The 15781-nt window shown below is 45.7% G+C and carries 19 protein-coding genes and 1 tRNA gene; 13 read left to right on the top strand and 7 right to left on the bottom strand.

What is annotated here, in order from left to right; all coding sequences use genetic code 11:
* On the bottom strand, positions 1–603 hold a 603-nt coding region (ppcA, locus tag QXJ75_02845), incomplete at its 3' end, for a phosphoenolpyruvate carboxylase (protein ID MEM3737016.1).
* A gap of 203 nt (positions 604–806) precedes the next feature.
* Positions 807–1253 (bottom strand): flavodoxin domain-containing protein, encoded by a 447-nt coding sequence (locus tag QXJ75_02840; protein ID MEM3737015.1) that lies wholly within the window; start codon positions 1251–1253, stop codon positions 807–809.
* A 300-nt stretch (positions 1254–1553) separates the two neighbouring features.
* Here QXJ75_02840 and QXJ75_02835 point away from each other — a divergent pair, with 300 nt between their 5' ends.
* Positions 1554–2099: a hypothetical protein gene (locus tag QXJ75_02835; protein MEM3737014.1), complete on the top strand. Its 546-nt coding sequence runs from the start codon at positions 1554–1556 to the stop codon at positions 2097–2099.
* Complete coding sequence (locus QXJ75_02830; protein ID MEM3737013.1) at positions 2029–4452, top strand: N-6 DNA methylase; 2424 nt, start codon at positions 2029–2031, stop codon at positions 4450–4452. The genes QXJ75_02835 and QXJ75_02830 overlap by 71 nt, the downstream gene beginning before the upstream one ends.
* Before the next feature lie 51 nt (positions 4453–4503).
* Here the strand turns inward: QXJ75_02830 and QXJ75_02825 are convergent.
* A tRNA-Arg gene (locus tag QXJ75_02825) sits at positions 4504–4599 on the bottom strand.
* A gap of 54 nt (positions 4600–4653) precedes the next feature.
* Here QXJ75_02825 and QXJ75_02820 point away from each other — a divergent pair.
* Positions 4654–5466, top strand: a complete 813-nt coding sequence (locus QXJ75_02820) for a phosphoribosyltransferase family protein (GenBank protein ID MEM3737012.1) — start codon at positions 4654–4656, stop codon at positions 5464–5466.
* Here QXJ75_02820 and mtnA read toward each other — a convergent pair.
* A complete protein-coding gene (mtnA, locus tag QXJ75_02815; GenBank protein ID MEM3737011.1) occupies positions 5456–6484 on the bottom strand; it encodes an S-methyl-5-thioribose-1-phosphate isomerase in 1029 nt (342 codons plus the stop codon). The two genes, QXJ75_02820 and mtnA, sit on opposite strands and share 11 nt — an antisense overlap.
* 82 nt (positions 6485–6566) lie before the next feature.
* Between mtnA and QXJ75_02810 the strand changes: the two genes are divergently transcribed.
* From QXJ75_02810 to QXJ75_02780, 7 genes are all read left to right on the top strand, one after another.
* Positions 6567–7145 (top strand): 50S ribosomal protein L16, encoded by a 579-nt coding sequence (locus QXJ75_02810; protein MEM3737010.1) that lies wholly within the window; start codon positions 6567–6569, stop codon positions 7143–7145.
* The gene (gene dph2, locus QXJ75_02805; GenBank protein MEM3737009.1) at positions 7142–8164 is read left to right on the top strand and encodes a diphthamide biosynthesis enzyme Dph2; all 1023 of its coding nucleotides are present in this window, start codon (positions 7142–7144) and stop codon (positions 8162–8164) included. Before QXJ75_02810 ends, dph2 begins: the two co-directional genes overlap by 4 nt.
* Complete coding sequence (locus tag QXJ75_02800) at positions 8104–8730, top strand: METTL5 family protein (GenBank protein ID MEM3737008.1); 627 nt, start codon at positions 8104–8106, stop codon at positions 8728–8730. The genes dph2 and QXJ75_02800 overlap by 61 nt, the downstream gene beginning before the upstream one ends.
* Positions 8731–8735: 5 nt before the next feature.
* Positions 8736–9305 carry an exosome complex RNA-binding protein Csl4 gene (locus QXJ75_02795; protein MEM3737007.1) on the top strand — a complete coding sequence of 190 codons (570 nt, stop codon included), beginning with the start codon at positions 8736–8738 and terminating at the stop codon, positions 9303–9305.
* Position 9306: 1 nt separating this feature from the next.
* On the top strand, positions 9307–9597 hold the full coding sequence (locus QXJ75_02790) for an RpoL/Rpb11 RNA polymerase subunit family protein (GenBank protein ID MEM3737006.1): 291 nt from the start codon (positions 9307–9309) through the stop codon (positions 9595–9597).
* A gap of 133 nt (positions 9598–9730) precedes the next feature.
* Entirely contained in the window at positions 9731–10108 is a 378-nt protein-coding gene (locus tag QXJ75_02785) for a ribonuclease III family protein (GenBank protein ID MEM3737005.1), read from the top strand.
* Positions 10089–10682: a DUF99 family protein gene (locus QXJ75_02780; GenBank protein ID MEM3737004.1), complete on the top strand. Its 594-nt coding sequence runs from the start codon at positions 10089–10091 to the stop codon at positions 10680–10682. Before QXJ75_02785 ends, QXJ75_02780 begins: the two co-directional genes overlap by 20 nt.
* Positions 10683–10824: 142 nt before the next feature.
* Here QXJ75_02780 and arsM read toward each other — a convergent pair whose 3' ends face one another.
* The 3 genes from arsM to QXJ75_02765 form a co-directional block, all read right to left on the bottom strand.
* On the bottom strand, positions 10825–11640 hold the full coding sequence (gene arsM / locus QXJ75_02775; GenBank protein MEM3737003.1) for an arsenite methyltransferase: 816 nt from the start codon (positions 11638–11640) through the stop codon (positions 10825–10827).
* Positions 11641–11865: 225 nt separating this feature from the next.
* Complete coding sequence (locus tag QXJ75_02770) at positions 11866–12567, bottom strand: metallophosphoesterase family protein (GenBank protein MEM3737002.1); 702 nt, start codon at positions 12565–12567, stop codon at positions 11866–11868.
* 4 nt (positions 12568–12571) lie between these two features.
* On the bottom strand, positions 12572–13261 hold the full coding sequence (locus QXJ75_02765; protein MEM3737001.1) for an endonuclease III: 690 nt from the start codon (positions 13259–13261) through the stop codon (positions 12572–12574).
* 87 nt (positions 13262–13348) lie between these two features.
* On the opposite strand from QXJ75_02765, the gene QXJ75_02760 reads away from it, so the two are divergent.
* The 3 genes from QXJ75_02760 to QXJ75_02750 all read left to right on the top strand — a co-directional run bounded on the left by QXJ75_02760 (position 13349) and on the right by QXJ75_02750 (position 15625).
* Positions 13349–13687, top strand: a complete 339-nt coding sequence (locus QXJ75_02760) for a hypothetical protein (protein MEM3737000.1) — start codon at positions 13349–13351, stop codon at positions 13685–13687.
* Complete coding sequence (locus tag QXJ75_02755) at positions 13636–14979, top strand: HD domain-containing protein (GenBank protein ID MEM3736999.1); 1344 nt, start codon at positions 13636–13638, stop codon at positions 14977–14979. Before QXJ75_02760 ends, QXJ75_02755 begins: the two co-directional genes overlap by 52 nt.
* A gap of 160 nt (positions 14980–15139) precedes the next feature.
* On the top strand, positions 15140–15625 hold the full coding sequence (locus tag QXJ75_02750; GenBank protein ID MEM3736998.1) for a hypothetical protein: 486 nt from the start codon (positions 15140–15142) through the stop codon (positions 15623–15625).
* The last annotated feature ends 156 nt before the right edge of the window (positions 15626–15781 follow it).

Here is a 15781-nt window from a genome sequence, read left to right as displayed (position 1 = left end):
TTCTACGATCTTGTCAATAGCCCATATGCTGTCAAAATCCTCTATGAGAGGGATCACTTGGATGCTTTTAGGCTTGAATGAGCCAAGCCAATCTTTAACCGTCTTCGCCTCGTTTAATACTATGTTCTCAGCTGCAACTATGACTCGCTCATAGTAGTTGTGAAGACAGATAAGTTCTTGGCCTTTTGTCGTGAATGGGAATATGACCTCGAATATTGGTGCTACTTCATTCCCGTAGAAGGCTGAGGCAACATCATAGGCTACCGTAATATTTTGAAGAGTTTCGACCACCACTTTTTTCTCTATGGGCTCTATGCTGGGGTTAGGAACTCGATATGTGAGGAATATATCCTTCCCGAGTAAATGTTCCTTAAAATAGTCACTATACTTGCTGAACAATTTTCTTACAACATGGGTGTCAACATCTTTTCCCTCAGAGTCCCACATCACCTCGTGGCAGCCGAGAGTCTTATAGGCGAAGTACGCCTCGTATATTTCCGCGTCACCATCGATAATCTCTCCACCGCACCACTCTGGGGTGTGTACGTTATCTGGGTGTTGAGTTGACATTGTTCGAGGTATTTTCCTGTCTCCATCCTGCATATTTGTCATAGGTTGACACGCGAACTGAGAAGAAGGCAATTAAATCTAAATAAATGTTATTTCTTAACTTAATACCACGTTTTTCATACGCGAAAAACTGCATGGGGTCGAGGTTGATAGAGGGAGAACCTGATGTGAAAATGGTGTACACTGGGTGAGTCTACCGGATCAGGCCCTTTTTTCCGATAGAGTATGGGCGTTACTTACTTTTTGGTCAAAGCCTTCGCCAGCTTTTCTCCAAGCTTTATTGCTTGTTCTTTGTCAGGTTCTTTTGGAGAGCCTTCGACGGCCAATCCTGGTTTTATAAATTTTGGGTTAAATACGCCGATAATTTTCTCGATGTTTTCTAGTGCAGTGACTTGCCCTCCACTACCGGTGGTGAACACGCATGCAGGTTTTCCTGCTATTTTATGCCTTTGGGGGTATAGGTTCGTTAGCAGAGTCAAAATTTCTCCGGACATTATGCTGAAGTGGGAGGGTGAACCAAACGCGTAGGCGTCAGCTGCGGTTACTTCTTCGATGTTTGCTTCCTTTGCTTTCTTCAATTCTACTGTGACTCCAGGGACTCTACGCGCCCCGTCTGCTATAGCTTGAGCCAACTTCTCTGTATTCCCGGTACGGCTATCATAGATGACGAGAAGTTTTGGCATATTGAAAACCTCGATAAACGTTATCTTCGTGAATTTATTATCTTTGCGGTCTTAATGTACCGCGCCGCTACGATGGTCGTTTTTTGCAGTAGACAAGGACGTAGAGGCCTAGAGGTGCCTGCGTTGTGGGGTTTAGGTTTGGAATTAGCCCTCGTAACCAAACAATTAAAGAGGCTGAAGTGGTATTAGCACTTTAAACTTCTCCAGCCGTCATAATTAGAGAGAATGCTTTTCCCCGTCGACTGAATTCTGCTTAAGTTAATTAAATAGCCTAGTAGACAGTTATTTATTGAGGCAGAATTGAGTTCCCAGTCTTCACGCTATGCTTCTGAGCGGGACTTCGTTGCAAGGTTCCTTCTTCCAAAGCTTAAGGAGGCTGCTGGGCTTTTAGGTGTGGCTGAGGTTGTTGACTTTTTTGTTGAGAAGCCTGTTAATGGGACGCCGGACTTGACGGCTGAGAAGGGTGGGAGGGGGCTGTTCCTCGTCGAAGCCAAATTCAGGAAAAGGGTCGCTGGGACCGAACGTGATATAGAACCTCGAGACCCGGATGTTATAGCTCAGGCTGTTGGATATGCTGGATTGGGAGGTTTTCCATATTACGCTACCTGTAATTTAAGACGGATTGTTTTATTCAAAAATGATCCAAGTAAAAGGGCGTATGAAAGTGAGATTGCGTCTTTCGAGTATGAGCGGACGCCTGACTGGGCTGAGAATCTACTCAAGATGGTGTTGGAGTTTGTGCCCATCCGTCTTAAGCCTCTGGATGACACACTTGTTGACACTCTGCATGATGCTTTCAACGACATACCCGGAGTTTCTCAACGCTTTAAAGGTGCGGCTTCGTGACGGTAAATTTCATAAGAAATATGTTGATTGGCTGGAGAGTCAGGGGCTCAAGTTCGCTGATGAGACTAATAGGATGATAGCTGAAGAGACTACCTATCTCCAGTTGAATAAGCTAGTCTTCTACCAGGTTATAAGAGCGATTTATACTGATAGGCTGAGGCCGCTCAAAATAGGTGAGGAAGAGGATGTCACTGAAGCTTTGGGTAGATTCTTTGAGGATGCACGCAAGATCGATTATGCACCGATCTATCAGAGTGACATTATAAGTGAGATTCCCTTCACGCCTAGAGCCAAAGAGCGGATTAGGACTTTACTGGACACATTGAATGAGTTCGATTTCTCCAAGATGGAGAGCGATTTCATAGGTCGCATTTATGAGAAGCTCATACCGCCATTGGAGAGAAAGAGGCTGGGGCAATTCTACACGCCGCCGGGAATTGTTGACTTCATAGTTCAGTTAACGGTAACTAAGCCTGATGATACTGTGCTAGACCCCGGGTGTGGTTCGGGAAGCTTTCTGGTCAGAGCCTACCACAGGCTTAGGGAACTCAACAATATTCCAAGATTGATAGAAGGCCCGTTAGCTGAAAGGTTCCATCAGCAACTTCTAGAACGCCTGTATGGAGTCGACATAAACCAGTTTCCAGCCCACCTCACAGTCATCAACTTGGCCGTTCAGAACCCTAAAGCCAGAATCGAGAAAGTGAACGTTATTGTCAAAGACCTCTTCGATGTTAGACCCAGACAAGCAACGCTCTCAGGATTTGAGAGTGTTACGGCTGAGGGGAAGCCCACGCGTATAGAAATGCCTCCAGCCTTCGACGTCGTAGTGGCTAACCCACCCTATATCCGTCAGGAGCTGTTGGGCGAAAAGGAGAAGCTGAAAATTAAGAATCTTATTGAGGGTGAGTACAAAGGAGAGCTTTTCATCGGTGCACCAACTAAGAAGGTTAAAGACGCCATTATTCTCGATAGGCAAAGTGACATCTACATTTACTTCTACATCCATGGAATCAGGTTCCTCAAGAACGGTGGAAGGCTGGGTTTTATATCCTCTAACAAATGGCTCGAGGTAGGATATGGAGAACCCTTCCAACAATTCCTCTTAGATAATACCAAAATTCTTTACATAGTCGAATTTGACAGGGCTATATTCCCAGATGCAGAAGTGAACACAGCCGTAACCATCCTTCAAAGGGAAAGTTATGGGGAAAAACGTTACAATAATCCAGTCAAATTCGTAAGGGTTAAGAAACGTCTAGATATGGATCTCCTTCTCGACAGAATCCAATCAGCACAGAAAAGCATAGAGAACGATGAGCTGAGAATAAACATCATACAGCAGAGGAAGCTCAAGCTTGGAAAATGGAATATCTATCTCAGGGCACCACCAGTACTACAGAAAATATATAACAGCAAAAAGATCAAAAAGCTTGGCGAATTGGCAACTGTGTACAGAGGTTTCACCACGGGGTACAATGACTATTTTATTTTGAATGAGTCCAAGGTTGAGGAGTGGGAAATAGAGGATGAATATCTAGAGCCATGCTTATCCTCTCCTAAGAAACTGAAAGGCCTAATAATAGGCGATGGAGATATTAGCGATTATGTGCTCATGGTCTCTCATCCTAAATCTGAGCTTAAAGGAACTAATATCCTCAGATATATTGAGTACGGCGAGAAGCTTGAGGTTGATGTACTTCGTGGATCGAAAAGAGGTAAGAGACGGCTACCTGAACTGGAAACCGTGAAGAACCGTAAGCCTGCTCGGTACAATCTACCGTTACTACCCAAAGCTCCGATCATATTCCAATATATGATAGATGTTAGAGGAAATACGCTATGGAATCAAGCTAGAGCCCATGCTACCGATGTATTTTACTACATAAAGCCAAACAAGGGAGACCATACCCAACCGCTTTTAGGTTACTTAAACTCTAGTGTTGTAGCTTTGCTTGTAGAGCTCTATGGCCGCTCCTATGGAGGCGGCATATTAAAGATACAGGCGTACGAGTTAAGAGAGTTGCCTACCTTATCACCTGACGCATTGTCACCCTCTGAAAGGGCTAAAATAGAGAAGGCGTTTAAAGAGGTTGTTGACGCTGTGGATAGTCGAGTGAAAATTGAAGAGCATTTAGAAAAGGTCGAGTCGAAAACTGTTAAGGATATAGGTCTGTTTGAGGCTGAAGCTCGAAGGGAGTTGGAGGAAGCTGTTAAAGCTGAGGAGGAAGCCAGACGAAAGTTGGATGAAGCTGTTTATGATGCTTTAGGGCTAAGCCGAGAGGAGTGCAGGCAAGTAGAAGAAGGTCTAAGGGAGCTTCAGGAGCTCAGGCGCCTAAGAACCCAAACATGAAACCTTAAAAAATAGAAGACTTTTGGTGGTGGTACAAATTCACTCCGCAGATGGCGGGCTCGAGGGGATTTGAACCCCTGATCTCCGGCTCTCCTCCTGCTCCTAGTCCGAAGGCCGACGCGTTAATCCTGACTACGCTACGAGCCCGATAACCCTTAATCCTTCAAGCTTCGCTTTACCTCGCTAGATCATTTTTTATAAGTGTATGGAGTTAAATTTAAGGTTAGGTCGGGTAACAGGTCTAAGAGAGCACGTGGGTTGATGGGGATGGAAGTTCATTCAAGGGATCTTGAGTTCAGGCTTATGACTATCAAAATGCTTCACACAGTTAAGAAGAAGCATACTTATAGGGAGATATCTCAGTGGACAAAGTTGCCTGTAACAGTTCTAAGCCGATATGTGAAGGGACATGTCCTCCCAACATCAAAGAGGGCTAAAGAGATCTGGGCCGCCCTCCAGAAGGTAGCCGGCTTAGAGGAGCAACTAGCTTCCCGAATAAAATTTGACGAGATGGGCTACTTCGATAACACACAGATAATAGGCGATGTCCTATTACTGAGGCTGGCCACACAGCACGCAGTCTCCAAGTTCGCCGGCCGCCGTATCACCAAAGTACTAACTGCAGCAGTCGACGGAGTACCCTTGGCTACGCTGATAGCTAACTCACTCGACGTGGACATGGTCGTCGCCAAGAAGGGAAAAGAGGTAGGTGTAAAAGACTATATTGAAGAAACCTACGTACCAACCGAGTCTGGAGTCATTATGACCCTCTACATACCAAGAGACAGTCTCAGACGTGGAGACAGCGTTCTAGTTGTAGACGACATAATAAGAACTGGAGAGACGCAAAATGCATTGATAAACCTCGTTACGAAGACAAAAGGTGAGGTAGCTGGAATCTTCGCCCTAATCGCCGTAGGTAAAAGTTGGAGAGAAAACTTAAACGCCCCACCTAACACCGCTGTCGAGGTTCTCACAGAGATTGAGAAGAGACATGGCGGAACTACGCCTTAACCCACACCCTTAGCTCGTCAAATGGGGGGTAACTCACCCCTTTCTCGGTTACTATAGCTGAAACGAATTTTGGCGGCGTTATATCGAACGCGGGGTTGAATGCACCCACCCCTTTTGGGGCTATCCTCTTTCCTGAAAACTCGAGAATTTCTTCTGGAGGCCTCTCTTCTATGATGACTTCGTCAACTCTGCTCGCAGGGTCTATTGTTGAGGTTGGAGCAACTACAAAGAATGGAACCCGATTCTCTCGCGCCAAGACTGCGAGCATATATGTTCCAACCTTATTTATCACATGCCCAGTTGCAAGTATGCGATCTGCTCCGAGTATGACCTTACCAACCATTCCACGTTGCATCACCAAACCTGCGGCGCTGTCAGGTATAATGCGAACGGGGACCCCCTCACTACTCAGCTCATAGGCGGTCAACCTAGCACCTTGGAGTAAAGGTCTAGTCTCGGTGGCGATGACTTCGACTCTCTTACCTTCACGGTGGGCTTGAATTATAACTCCCAAAGCTGTACCATGCTGAACCGTGGCAAATGCACCTGCATTACAGTGTGTCAAAACCGTTTCCTTTTCACTAAGAAGAGCTGCCCCTATCTTACTCAGCCTCATATTCACCTCAGCGTCCTCATCTAATAGGCGGAGACATCGATCAATTATGGAGCGGACTACTTCACTCAAATCTTCCCCATCTAGTCCTCTAGCATAGTCGAGGATCACCTTCACCCCATGGAAGAGATTCACAGCTGTGGGCCTTGTAGACTTTATAAGTTCAGCAGCCTCTTCCAGATCCTGAAGCAGTTGCTTCTTGTTCTTAGCCTTCGAACGGTAGGCTGCTTGAGCGAGAGCCAACGCTGCCGCCGCACCCAAGAGTGGAGCGCCCCTGATCTTCATCTCCCTGATAGCGTCCGCCACCTCCTTTGGGCTCTTAAGCCGGAGGCGAGTCAACCTGTGTGGGAGTTTAGTTTGGTCTATAGCTATTATGACGCCGTTTTGCCACCTAATCGTCTCCACTTAGACTGCCGACCTCATACCACTGGTCAAAGTCTCTAACTTTATGTAGGGCGATGTTAAAATAATTTTCCAAGAGATTGATGTGGAGGGCTTCACATTGAAGGGAAGAAACTACAGAATCGGCAAAGGTAGAGCCTACACTAGGAAAGAGTATATTCACGGCGCCCCACAACCCAAGATCACAAAGTTTACAATGGGCGATACAACTGGCAAATTCAGCCATAAACTCTCACTCGTTTCCCTAAAGAGAGTTCAAATTAGGCACAACGCACTCGAAGCAGCCCGTGTGGCTGTAAATAAGATACTATCCGAAAAACTTGGATCCGCCTACATTTTGAAAATAAGACCTTACCCACATATAGTCCTCCGTGAAAATAAGATGATGGCCTTCGCAGGGGCAGATAGGCTCCAAGAAGGTATGCGTAGGTCATTTGGCAAAGCTACAGGGTTAGCAGCTCAAGTCGAAGTTGGAGAACCCATAATCGATGTTGAAGTGGACGCTCCAGGCGTCGACGTAGCAAAAAGAGCCCTCAACACGGGGATGAGCAAGCTGCCGACCCCCTGTACAATAGAGATCGTCACTCTCCACACCCCTGAGAAACCAGCCCCCACCCCCCACAGTACATTAGAGCTCTCCACACGCGTGGCCAGTTTAGGATGACTTTTGACCTAAAGACCAGCGAAGTAGTAGCTTCAGTAGTCGAGAAGTCTGCTCGGAAAGTTATGCTACAACTCCCCGATGGGTTGAAGAGATATGGTTTAGAAGTCGCCGAGACTGTGGAGAAAGAGACTGGCGCCACAGTATACTTATCCGCAGACCCATGCTACGGCGCATGCGATCTCCCAACTGAAGAGGCAAAAAGGCTTGGAGTCGATCTGATCGTCCACTACGGCCACACCCCCTTCACCAAGCAGATCACATCCAATATTATCTACGTGCCTGTCAAGGCGAAAGTTGAACTCTCCGAAGTCGTCGAAAAAGCACTGCACTTACTGGCGGGATACTCAAACATTGGGTTAATTACAACCCTTCAACATGTAGGAGACCTCAAGCTTGTCGAAGCCATGCTCAGGAAGTGTGGTAAAGAGGTCAGGATAGGGCAGCCAGGGGACCACGCGGAGTACCCAGGCCAAGTTACAGGCTGTGACTATACGGCTGCTAAGACAATTGAACAGTCCGTGGATGCCTACCTCTATATTGGGGGAGGAATATTTCACGCCTTAGGCGTGGCCTTGGCTGTTAAGCAGCCTGTAATTATAGCTGACCCCTACCTGGGCGAGGTGAGGGATCTGACAGCGTTACGCCAGAAAGTTATTAATCAACGTAAGGCAGCGATAAGAAGGCTAGTTCAGGCGAGAATAGTTGGTGTGATAGTTGGAACTAAGACAGGGCAGTTTAACTGTGATAACGCTGAGGTGATAAGGAAGGAGCTCACCACCCATGGGAAGAAAGTAACACTGCTTACAATGCGTGAGATAACTCCTGAAGCGATAGATAACTTTCCGGATATCGACGTCTTCATTAATACTGCATGCCCGCGGGTAGGAGTTGACGACCCGGAGAGGTACACTAGACCCATCATCTCCTACGCCGAAGTACTAGAGGCGTTCAAATCAGGGTGGACTGTTACGCGTTGCTCACAAAGCGGAAAGAGCTTGAATTCATCCTCTCAAGAGTAGAGCCACATTTAACTCCGAAGCTCTCACTCGAGCAGTACACAACACCACCTAGGCTCGCGGCTCTACTCCTCTATACGGCCGCATACACCTTCAACGATATAGTAGGCAAGAGAGTCTGTGATCTTGGGTGTGGAGTGGGAAGACTGGCTATAGGGGCGGCTTATCTAGGCGCCCGAGAGGTTCTGGCGATCGACCTCGATAAACAGGCAGTATATGTTGCGAAGAGGTACGCTCAGAAGTTCGGTCTACCTATAAACTGGATAGTGGGGGATATTAGTATCATCACTGGAACCGTTGATACAGTGATCCAGAATCCTCCCTTCGGTGTTAGACGGCGTGGGGCAGACACAAGGTTCCTAAAGAAGGCTTTTGAGATAGGTGAGATCGTCTACAGTATACATAAAAGTGGGGAGAATAATAGAAGATATTTGGCGAAGGTTGCTGAAGTGAATGGAAGAAAAGTGCAAGTTTTATTTGAAGCACAACTGGAGATCCCATACCAGTTCAAGTTTCACAGGAAACCCCGCTATAAAGTTAAGGTTGATATTTACAGGATTACACGGTGAGCGCCATGAGGGATTCCAAGAGACATGGGCAGTTTGTCAGCCCTGGCGATAAGCTCGGAGTTATAGAGGAGTTTGTGCCAGGGGTAGGGACATACGTTATGCAGAATACCATCTATTCCCAGTTGACAGGTCAAGTGGTATTGAACATTGAGAGTAGAGAGATAAGAGTTACACCCAAGACCAAGTCTCCCACTATACCAAGGAAAGGCATAATAGTAGTGGGAGAGGTTCTGCAGACTCAAGATAAAGTCGCTTCGGTGAGGATCTTCAAGATTGGAGAGACTTACCTTAACAAACCCTTTAACGCAATACTCCACATCTCCTATGCAAGCAGATACTTCACCAAATCTTTACAAAGTGCCTTTAGGCCGGGAGACATCGTTAGGGCGATGGTGTTAGGCGACGAGAATCTCCCCTACCAGCTAACTACCTCAGACGCAGATCTAGGCGTCCTGCAGGCGTTCTGTTCTAGATGCGGAGCACCCCTGAATTTAAATAGGAGACAACTGGTATGTTCAAGGTGTGGAAATACTGAGTACCGAAAGATAAGTGAAAGATACGGAAAGGATGCTTAAGTTGAAGGTCACCATAGTTAAGAGTTCTGAGAAGGAGTTGAAGCTTGATGTTCAAGATGCCAACCGCGCCCTACTACACTTACTCCAAAAAATCCTTCTAAGGAATGGAGGCGTGGAAGTTGCAGGTTACGATTTCACCCACCCCCTCCTCAAGTCTGCTGTACTCTATATTAAAACAAAGGGCAGCGAAACCCCCCTCAAAGCTTTAGATGAGGCCGCGAAAGAGTTGATAGAAGAGGCGAAGGATTTCGAGAAGCTTTTCTTAAACGCTTTAAAAGAATATAGAAGCTGAGACTAACATTGCTATCTCACCAACAACCCCATTTTTTGGGGGAAGTATTAAAAACTTCCAAGCGTGCTGATAGTTACGGGGATAGAGCCTGCCCAGAACAATTGAGACAAAAATTTTGCGCCACGATGTGGCGATGTTAGTTCATGGTAAATCTTTAAGAGAGATTCTACTAGACAGGGATTTAGCGAAACTCGGCGATGTATACCTAAACTTCGCATATTCACTGGCATTGTCGATGAAAGTGGGAAAACCTACCGGCTTAAGGGTTAGTAACACGGTTCTAGCCGGTGGAATACGGAAAGCTGGACTTCGAGGTCTCCTCCCTCATAGACTCTCAAGTCACGATATCGGCAGCGCAGGCGAGGCCCTAGCGGTTTACGGTTTACTTAAAGGTTACATTACTACTGAGGACTTGGTCAGCATCATCAAAGAATGTGAAGACGCCTCTGAAGCTTTTGCGCGGATATTTGAAAAGATTATTAAGTGTGAAGATGGAGCCGGTAAGATTTAGGAGCATCAAAAAGGAGTTACGGATAGTTGGCATTGATGACGGCAAGCCCTTACCGCCAACACAAAGCAGGAGCAATCTAGTCGGCGTTATTTTTAGGGGTGGAAGCTGGCTTGACGGATTATTAAGAGCCACCATAAAAACTGACGGTATGGACTCTACCGAAAAGATAGTTAAAATGCTTAAGGGCTCGAACCATTATGGCCAGATAAGAATTATAATGCTCCACGGTCTCACCTTTGCAGGCTTGAATGTCGTGAACCTTAAACAGTTGTGCAGAAGGGTTGAGCGACCAGCTATTGTGGTTATGAAGGAGAAACCTGACTACAATAGAATCGAGGAAGCGGCAAAGAGGTTACATGATGGAGAAGTTAAGTTGAAATTGTTGAGAGACGCCGGAGAACCGTTACCAGTTGTAACAAAGGCTGGCGTGCCCCCCATATACATTCAGGCCCAGGGAATAGGCGTTGAAGACGCTGAAAAGATCGTCAAATTATCATCTACTCATAATAGCCTACCTGAACCCATCAGAGTAGCTAACCTGATAGCTTCAATGTTGAAACCCAAGTCGCCGTGACGGCTTGCCGAGGCTACAGCGCCAATACCTTTACCCTTTCACGAGTTCTACGTTGCAGGTAATAGATGACCCTATACCTCGCACGACGGCATTATCCGCCGAATTTAAACTAGGTAGAGAAGTTTGGGAATAAGTTAGCCCACTATTTTACTGCTTCGACGTTCACGCTGCTTATCTTTCCGGCCAGTTGGCTAATTAGAGTAGAGGTTAGAGTATCTTTGCTGTTATAGCAACATGCGGCTATCTGCTCTATCTCACTCTGGGTGTAGGTGTGGTTTACAGTTACTTTGATGTCTCTAAAGCCAGCATCTCTTAACATCTCTTCATATTCTCTTACATTTAGAGCCCCTGCTATGCAGCCGACCCAGAGGCCAATTAAATGTTGGACAACTTCTGGGATTGGCCCGTTTGTGGCCATGTCTGAGATGGCTATCCTGCCTCTAGGTTTAAGGACGCGATAGATTTCGCGGAAGACTTGAGGCTTGTTGGGGGAGAGGTTGATGACACAGTTACTTATTACTACGTCAATTGTCCCGTTCTCCAGAGGGATCTTCTCCATCTCGCCCAACTTGAACTCCACATTAGAGATGCCTAACCTCTCAGCGTTAGTTCTAGCCCTCTCAACCATAGCGGGAGTCATGTCAATGCCTATGACCTTGCCTTTTGGTCCTACCTTCTTCGCAGCTAGAAAAGCGTCAATGCCACCGCCTGAACCTAGATCTAAAACAATCTCTCCGTCTCTCAAACCAGCCAGCGCCGTGGGGTTCCCGCATCCAAGGGATACTTCGGTAACGGTAGGGGGCAACCAATCGAAATCCTCTCGTGTATAGCCAGCACTCCTTCCTACGGGATCTTGAAAATGCTGGCAACAATTGCCGCCAACAATTATGTGGCGGCCTTCTCTCGCTGCTGTTGCATAACGTTCGCGAACCTTTGCCTTTATCTCCTCATCTCTCACTATACCAAGCCCCTTAGACGAGTCGGTGATAAGGAGATGTAACCTTTTACCTCGATCTACTTATGTTTTACTGTCTTACATAAATTGAGTCGAAATTGGATAATGAATCCAAAATTTATAACTTCAACTTGAAGCCATTTCGAGGAGACGCCAAGGATGGATCCAGTAAGTTGGGTGAGACACTAAACAGGTCCTAGGTGCGAGCTCTCTGCATATGATAGATTTTCACAAGCCCAAATACAAGCGGTAGGCTAAGATGGACGGCAACCCCGCGTTCAAAATTTTGTTGGCAGGCTTTTCAACCTCATAGTTTACACGTATATGTTGAAATCCAGTTTGACCTTCTTCAAGGTTGATGAGGGCGCAGCTTGCATTTGGGATGCCATCTCTGCTTTGGCCCACAGACCCAGGATTAAGCACAGTTCCAGGTGGATCGTTAAATTCAGAACGCATAGGTATATGTGTGTGCCCCAGAAGTAAAACACTAGCCTGGGTCTCCCGCAAGTAACTGGCAAGAATCTCCCTCGAAAAGGTAGGGTAAACATACTCGATAAGGGGGTTCCTAGGAGAGCCGTGGACTAGATAGAACCCCAGCCCCTTTAGATTGAGCTTCTTATTCAATTCAAGCTGCTTTAAGAAGACTTTATTCTCTTCGCTTAAGACACGCCTAGTCCAAAGAGCTGCCTGAGCTGCGTGTACGTTCATACCTTCTATGTCGCCTGAGATTACGGCGTAGTCGTGATTTCCCAAGATGGAGATCAACTCAACATCTAGGCTCTTAATCAACTCTATTACCCCATTTGGGTCAGCCCCGTAACCAACCAAGTCCCCGAGGTTAAATACCATATCCACGCCTCTAACCTCTGCGAATACGGCTTGAAGTGCCTCTAAATTTGAATGAACGTCGGAAATAATTAGGATCCGCATCGGCTTACCCCATCAACTCTTTTGTGACCCCAATCTTCATGCATAACTTACTGATTGGACACCTGGAGCACCATGCTCTCTTGGCTGTACAGACCGCCTTTCCATGCGCCAACAATAGAAGATGCGCCTCCGCTCGCTTCTCAGCGGGGATCAATTTCTCCAAGCTCTCTCTCGCCGCCTCATATTTCCTTTTAGAATTGAAAACCCCAAGCCTCATCCCAACCGTAAATAGATGAGTATCAATCGGAACTATTGGTTTCTCGCCTGCAAATGTAAGGATAACGTCAGCTGTTTTATAACCGATGCCAGGCATCTCTATGAGTGTAGACCTCGCCTTCTTCAAAGGAAGTGAGAGAATACTCGATAGGTCGCCGCCAAACTTTGAATACACGAGCATTGAGACTTCTTTTATTCTCTTCGCCTTAATGTTGCCGAGGCCTGCTACTTTTATGCATTCCCTAATTATCCCAAGATCAGCGCGCGCTAAAGCCTTAGGCTCCACTTTGAATCTCTCCCTGAGACGATTGAACGCTTTATTAGCGTTGAGGTCGGTCGTATTCTGGCTGAGAATAGTTTTAATAAGCATCTCGAAGGGAGTCAACGACGGCTTCAAGACTAGACTTCTACCATAATGTACTTTTAGAGTTTCAAGAATCTCTTCCATCCACCGCTTGTTGAGCTTAATAAGCCGCAACCCCGATTGAACCCCAGAAAAATTTACCATACGTTTAATTTTATCTCTAATATATTTAGTTAGGGAGCCTTGACAGGCTATCCTAAGATGATTAAAGCGTCTGTGGAAGGTGAAGGACGACGTTTCTCCACTATACTTGTCGAATTTGTAAACGTAGTATTCGGCTTCTTCTATGAGGGCGAAGAAGAAAAAGTGGGGACTATGGCTATTTCACTCCCAAAGACGAGAACCACGCCCGCAACCTCTAGCATCGTTATGGGCGCCAAAAATACAGTGCCGGCTAGGATGCTTGCAGAGTTTCTAGCCCAGAAGTACGCGAAGATAGCCTTCGCGTCTGTTTTTACTTATCGGGAAGATGACTTCGCAACCAACCGATGGCTATTGAAATTAGCCAGAGAAATAGAAACAAAGAGGGAGCAGATCTGAAGAGAGCTGGCGAGATTAAGGACCCTGTTCACGGATACATATATTTTACAGAAGTAGAGAAGGACATAATCGACTCAAGCCCCTTCCAGAGACTTCACAGAATAAAACAGCTAGCTGGGGCAGAATTAACTTACCCTGGAGCTATCCACACCCGTTTTCTCCACTCAATAGGAACAATGCACCTTTCGGGCGCATTGGCTAGCCACCTATACGATCTTGGGTATCTAACTTCTGACGAAGTCCAAAAGATTCGAATAGCAGGGTTACTACACGACATAGGCCACGGTCCTTTCTCACATGTATATGAAGAGATACTTGATAAGTACCGCCATATAACCCATGAGGATCTATCTCGGTGGGTTATCCGCGAGAGTGAGATAGGCGATATTCTGGGCAAACATGGATTCTCCAAGGAGGAGATAGCCGATCTAGCTGTAGGAGTTCTGGCAAAGACTGAAAAGAATTTTTTGAATCAGTTGGTTGCAGGCCACTTCTCACCAGACATTATGGACTATCTTCTAAGAGACTCGTATTATGCTGGGGTTGGATATGGGAGGGTTGATGTCCACCGTCTCATTAACTCGCTGGATTTAGTTGATAATGTTATCGCAGCGGACTACTCTGGCGCTTTTGGCGTTCTCGAATCCTTCATCATGGCACGAATTGAAATGTTTAATGTAGTATACTTCCACAGAACCGTGAGGGCAGCAAACGTAATGATCTCAAGAGCCATGGACTATGCGAATGAAAGGTTAGGGCTATGCGCGTTCAAAAATGTGGATGACTTCCTCGATCTCGACGATGCAGGCACCTTTTTAGCGATACTCTCTCTCAAAAACGCCACAGAGAAAAAGTTAGCCACGGCATATGATATGGCTGAGAGGGTGAGGAGTAGGAGGCTTCTTAAGAGCACGTTTGAGGTCACTGTACATCGGAGGGACACCTTCTTCTCAAATCTCCTTAACAGAGCTAGCATTAGGGAACAGTTAGAGGTAGAATTAGCTGATAAGGCGGGTGTTGAGCCGGAGTATCTTGTGATCGATGTTCCAACTGTCCTATCAATTCCCATAAACCCAATTGAAAGGAGAAGGAGTGACATCTTAGTATATAAAAAGAGAGCAGGCGTCAAGGTAGCTCAGAGGATTACTGAAATTTCTCCGTTGATGGCTTCCCTCGCAGAGTTTGTAGACATCATTAGAGTATATGCTAAACCACAGGATAGAGAAAGTGTAACGAAGGTATGTGAGCAAGTATTTGGTAATGAGCCTCCTTTTAGGCGAATATCCATGTAAAATGGGCTGCACCAATAAAATGCCCTAAAAGAGCCTTTTATTTTCTGAAAGGTGCATTTTAGCTGTAAAAAATTTTTCAGTTTTAAAGTTATATAGTGGAAGCCTACATAGCGATGTATACAAAAATGTATCCATACAGGAGAAGGGACTGCCGAGTCTTATGGAAGTCGAAAATCAGGTTCGGAATTGGATAAAAGACATAAATAAAGATTATTTAGCAAAAAAATTAATTGAAAACTCTAATTTAACTAACACACAACTAGAAACATATTTAATTCATCTTTTATCAGATCAATTAACTCAAAACAAAATTAAACTTGAAAATAAATCAAAAATGAGATTAAAGGGAAAAATTAGTAGAGGATCTTTTAACAGAACCTTAAAACAGGCTCAAAAAAACATAATAAGCGCTATTTATACCATTTTACTACTAGGATACCTCGGCATTTTTGATTCCCCGGCTCTTTCCCAATATATAGAGGTATCAAACCAGTTGGAAAGTTACGTGGACACCTACAGAGAAGTATGGAATAAAGGAGACCCCACGAAAGAGGAAGACTTGAAACTTTTAAGAATGATCCAAGAACAACTTGAAGAGAGACTGTCAGCTTTGGCGAACCCAAAGAGCCTGACGAATCGCCTGTGACATCATATATCACATGTTGCATTAAAATATCTTTCTGTGATATCACATATAATCACGGGTAGTCGCGTACCAGATCACGGCCACTTACGCCCAGATGACCCCCCTAAAAACGGTGTTTTGCCGTTAAAAAGGGAAAAAAGGTATTTCCAGGTTTCG

It is taken from the genome of Candidatus Bathyarchaeia archaeon (genome assembly GCA_038883335.1).
Classification (GTDB): domain Archaea; phylum Thermoproteota; class Bathyarchaeia; order Hecatellales; family Hecatellaceae; genus JAVZMI01.
The sequence above is the reverse complement of the archived record's forward strand: the minus strand, read 5'-3'. Positions and strand labels throughout refer to the sequence as shown.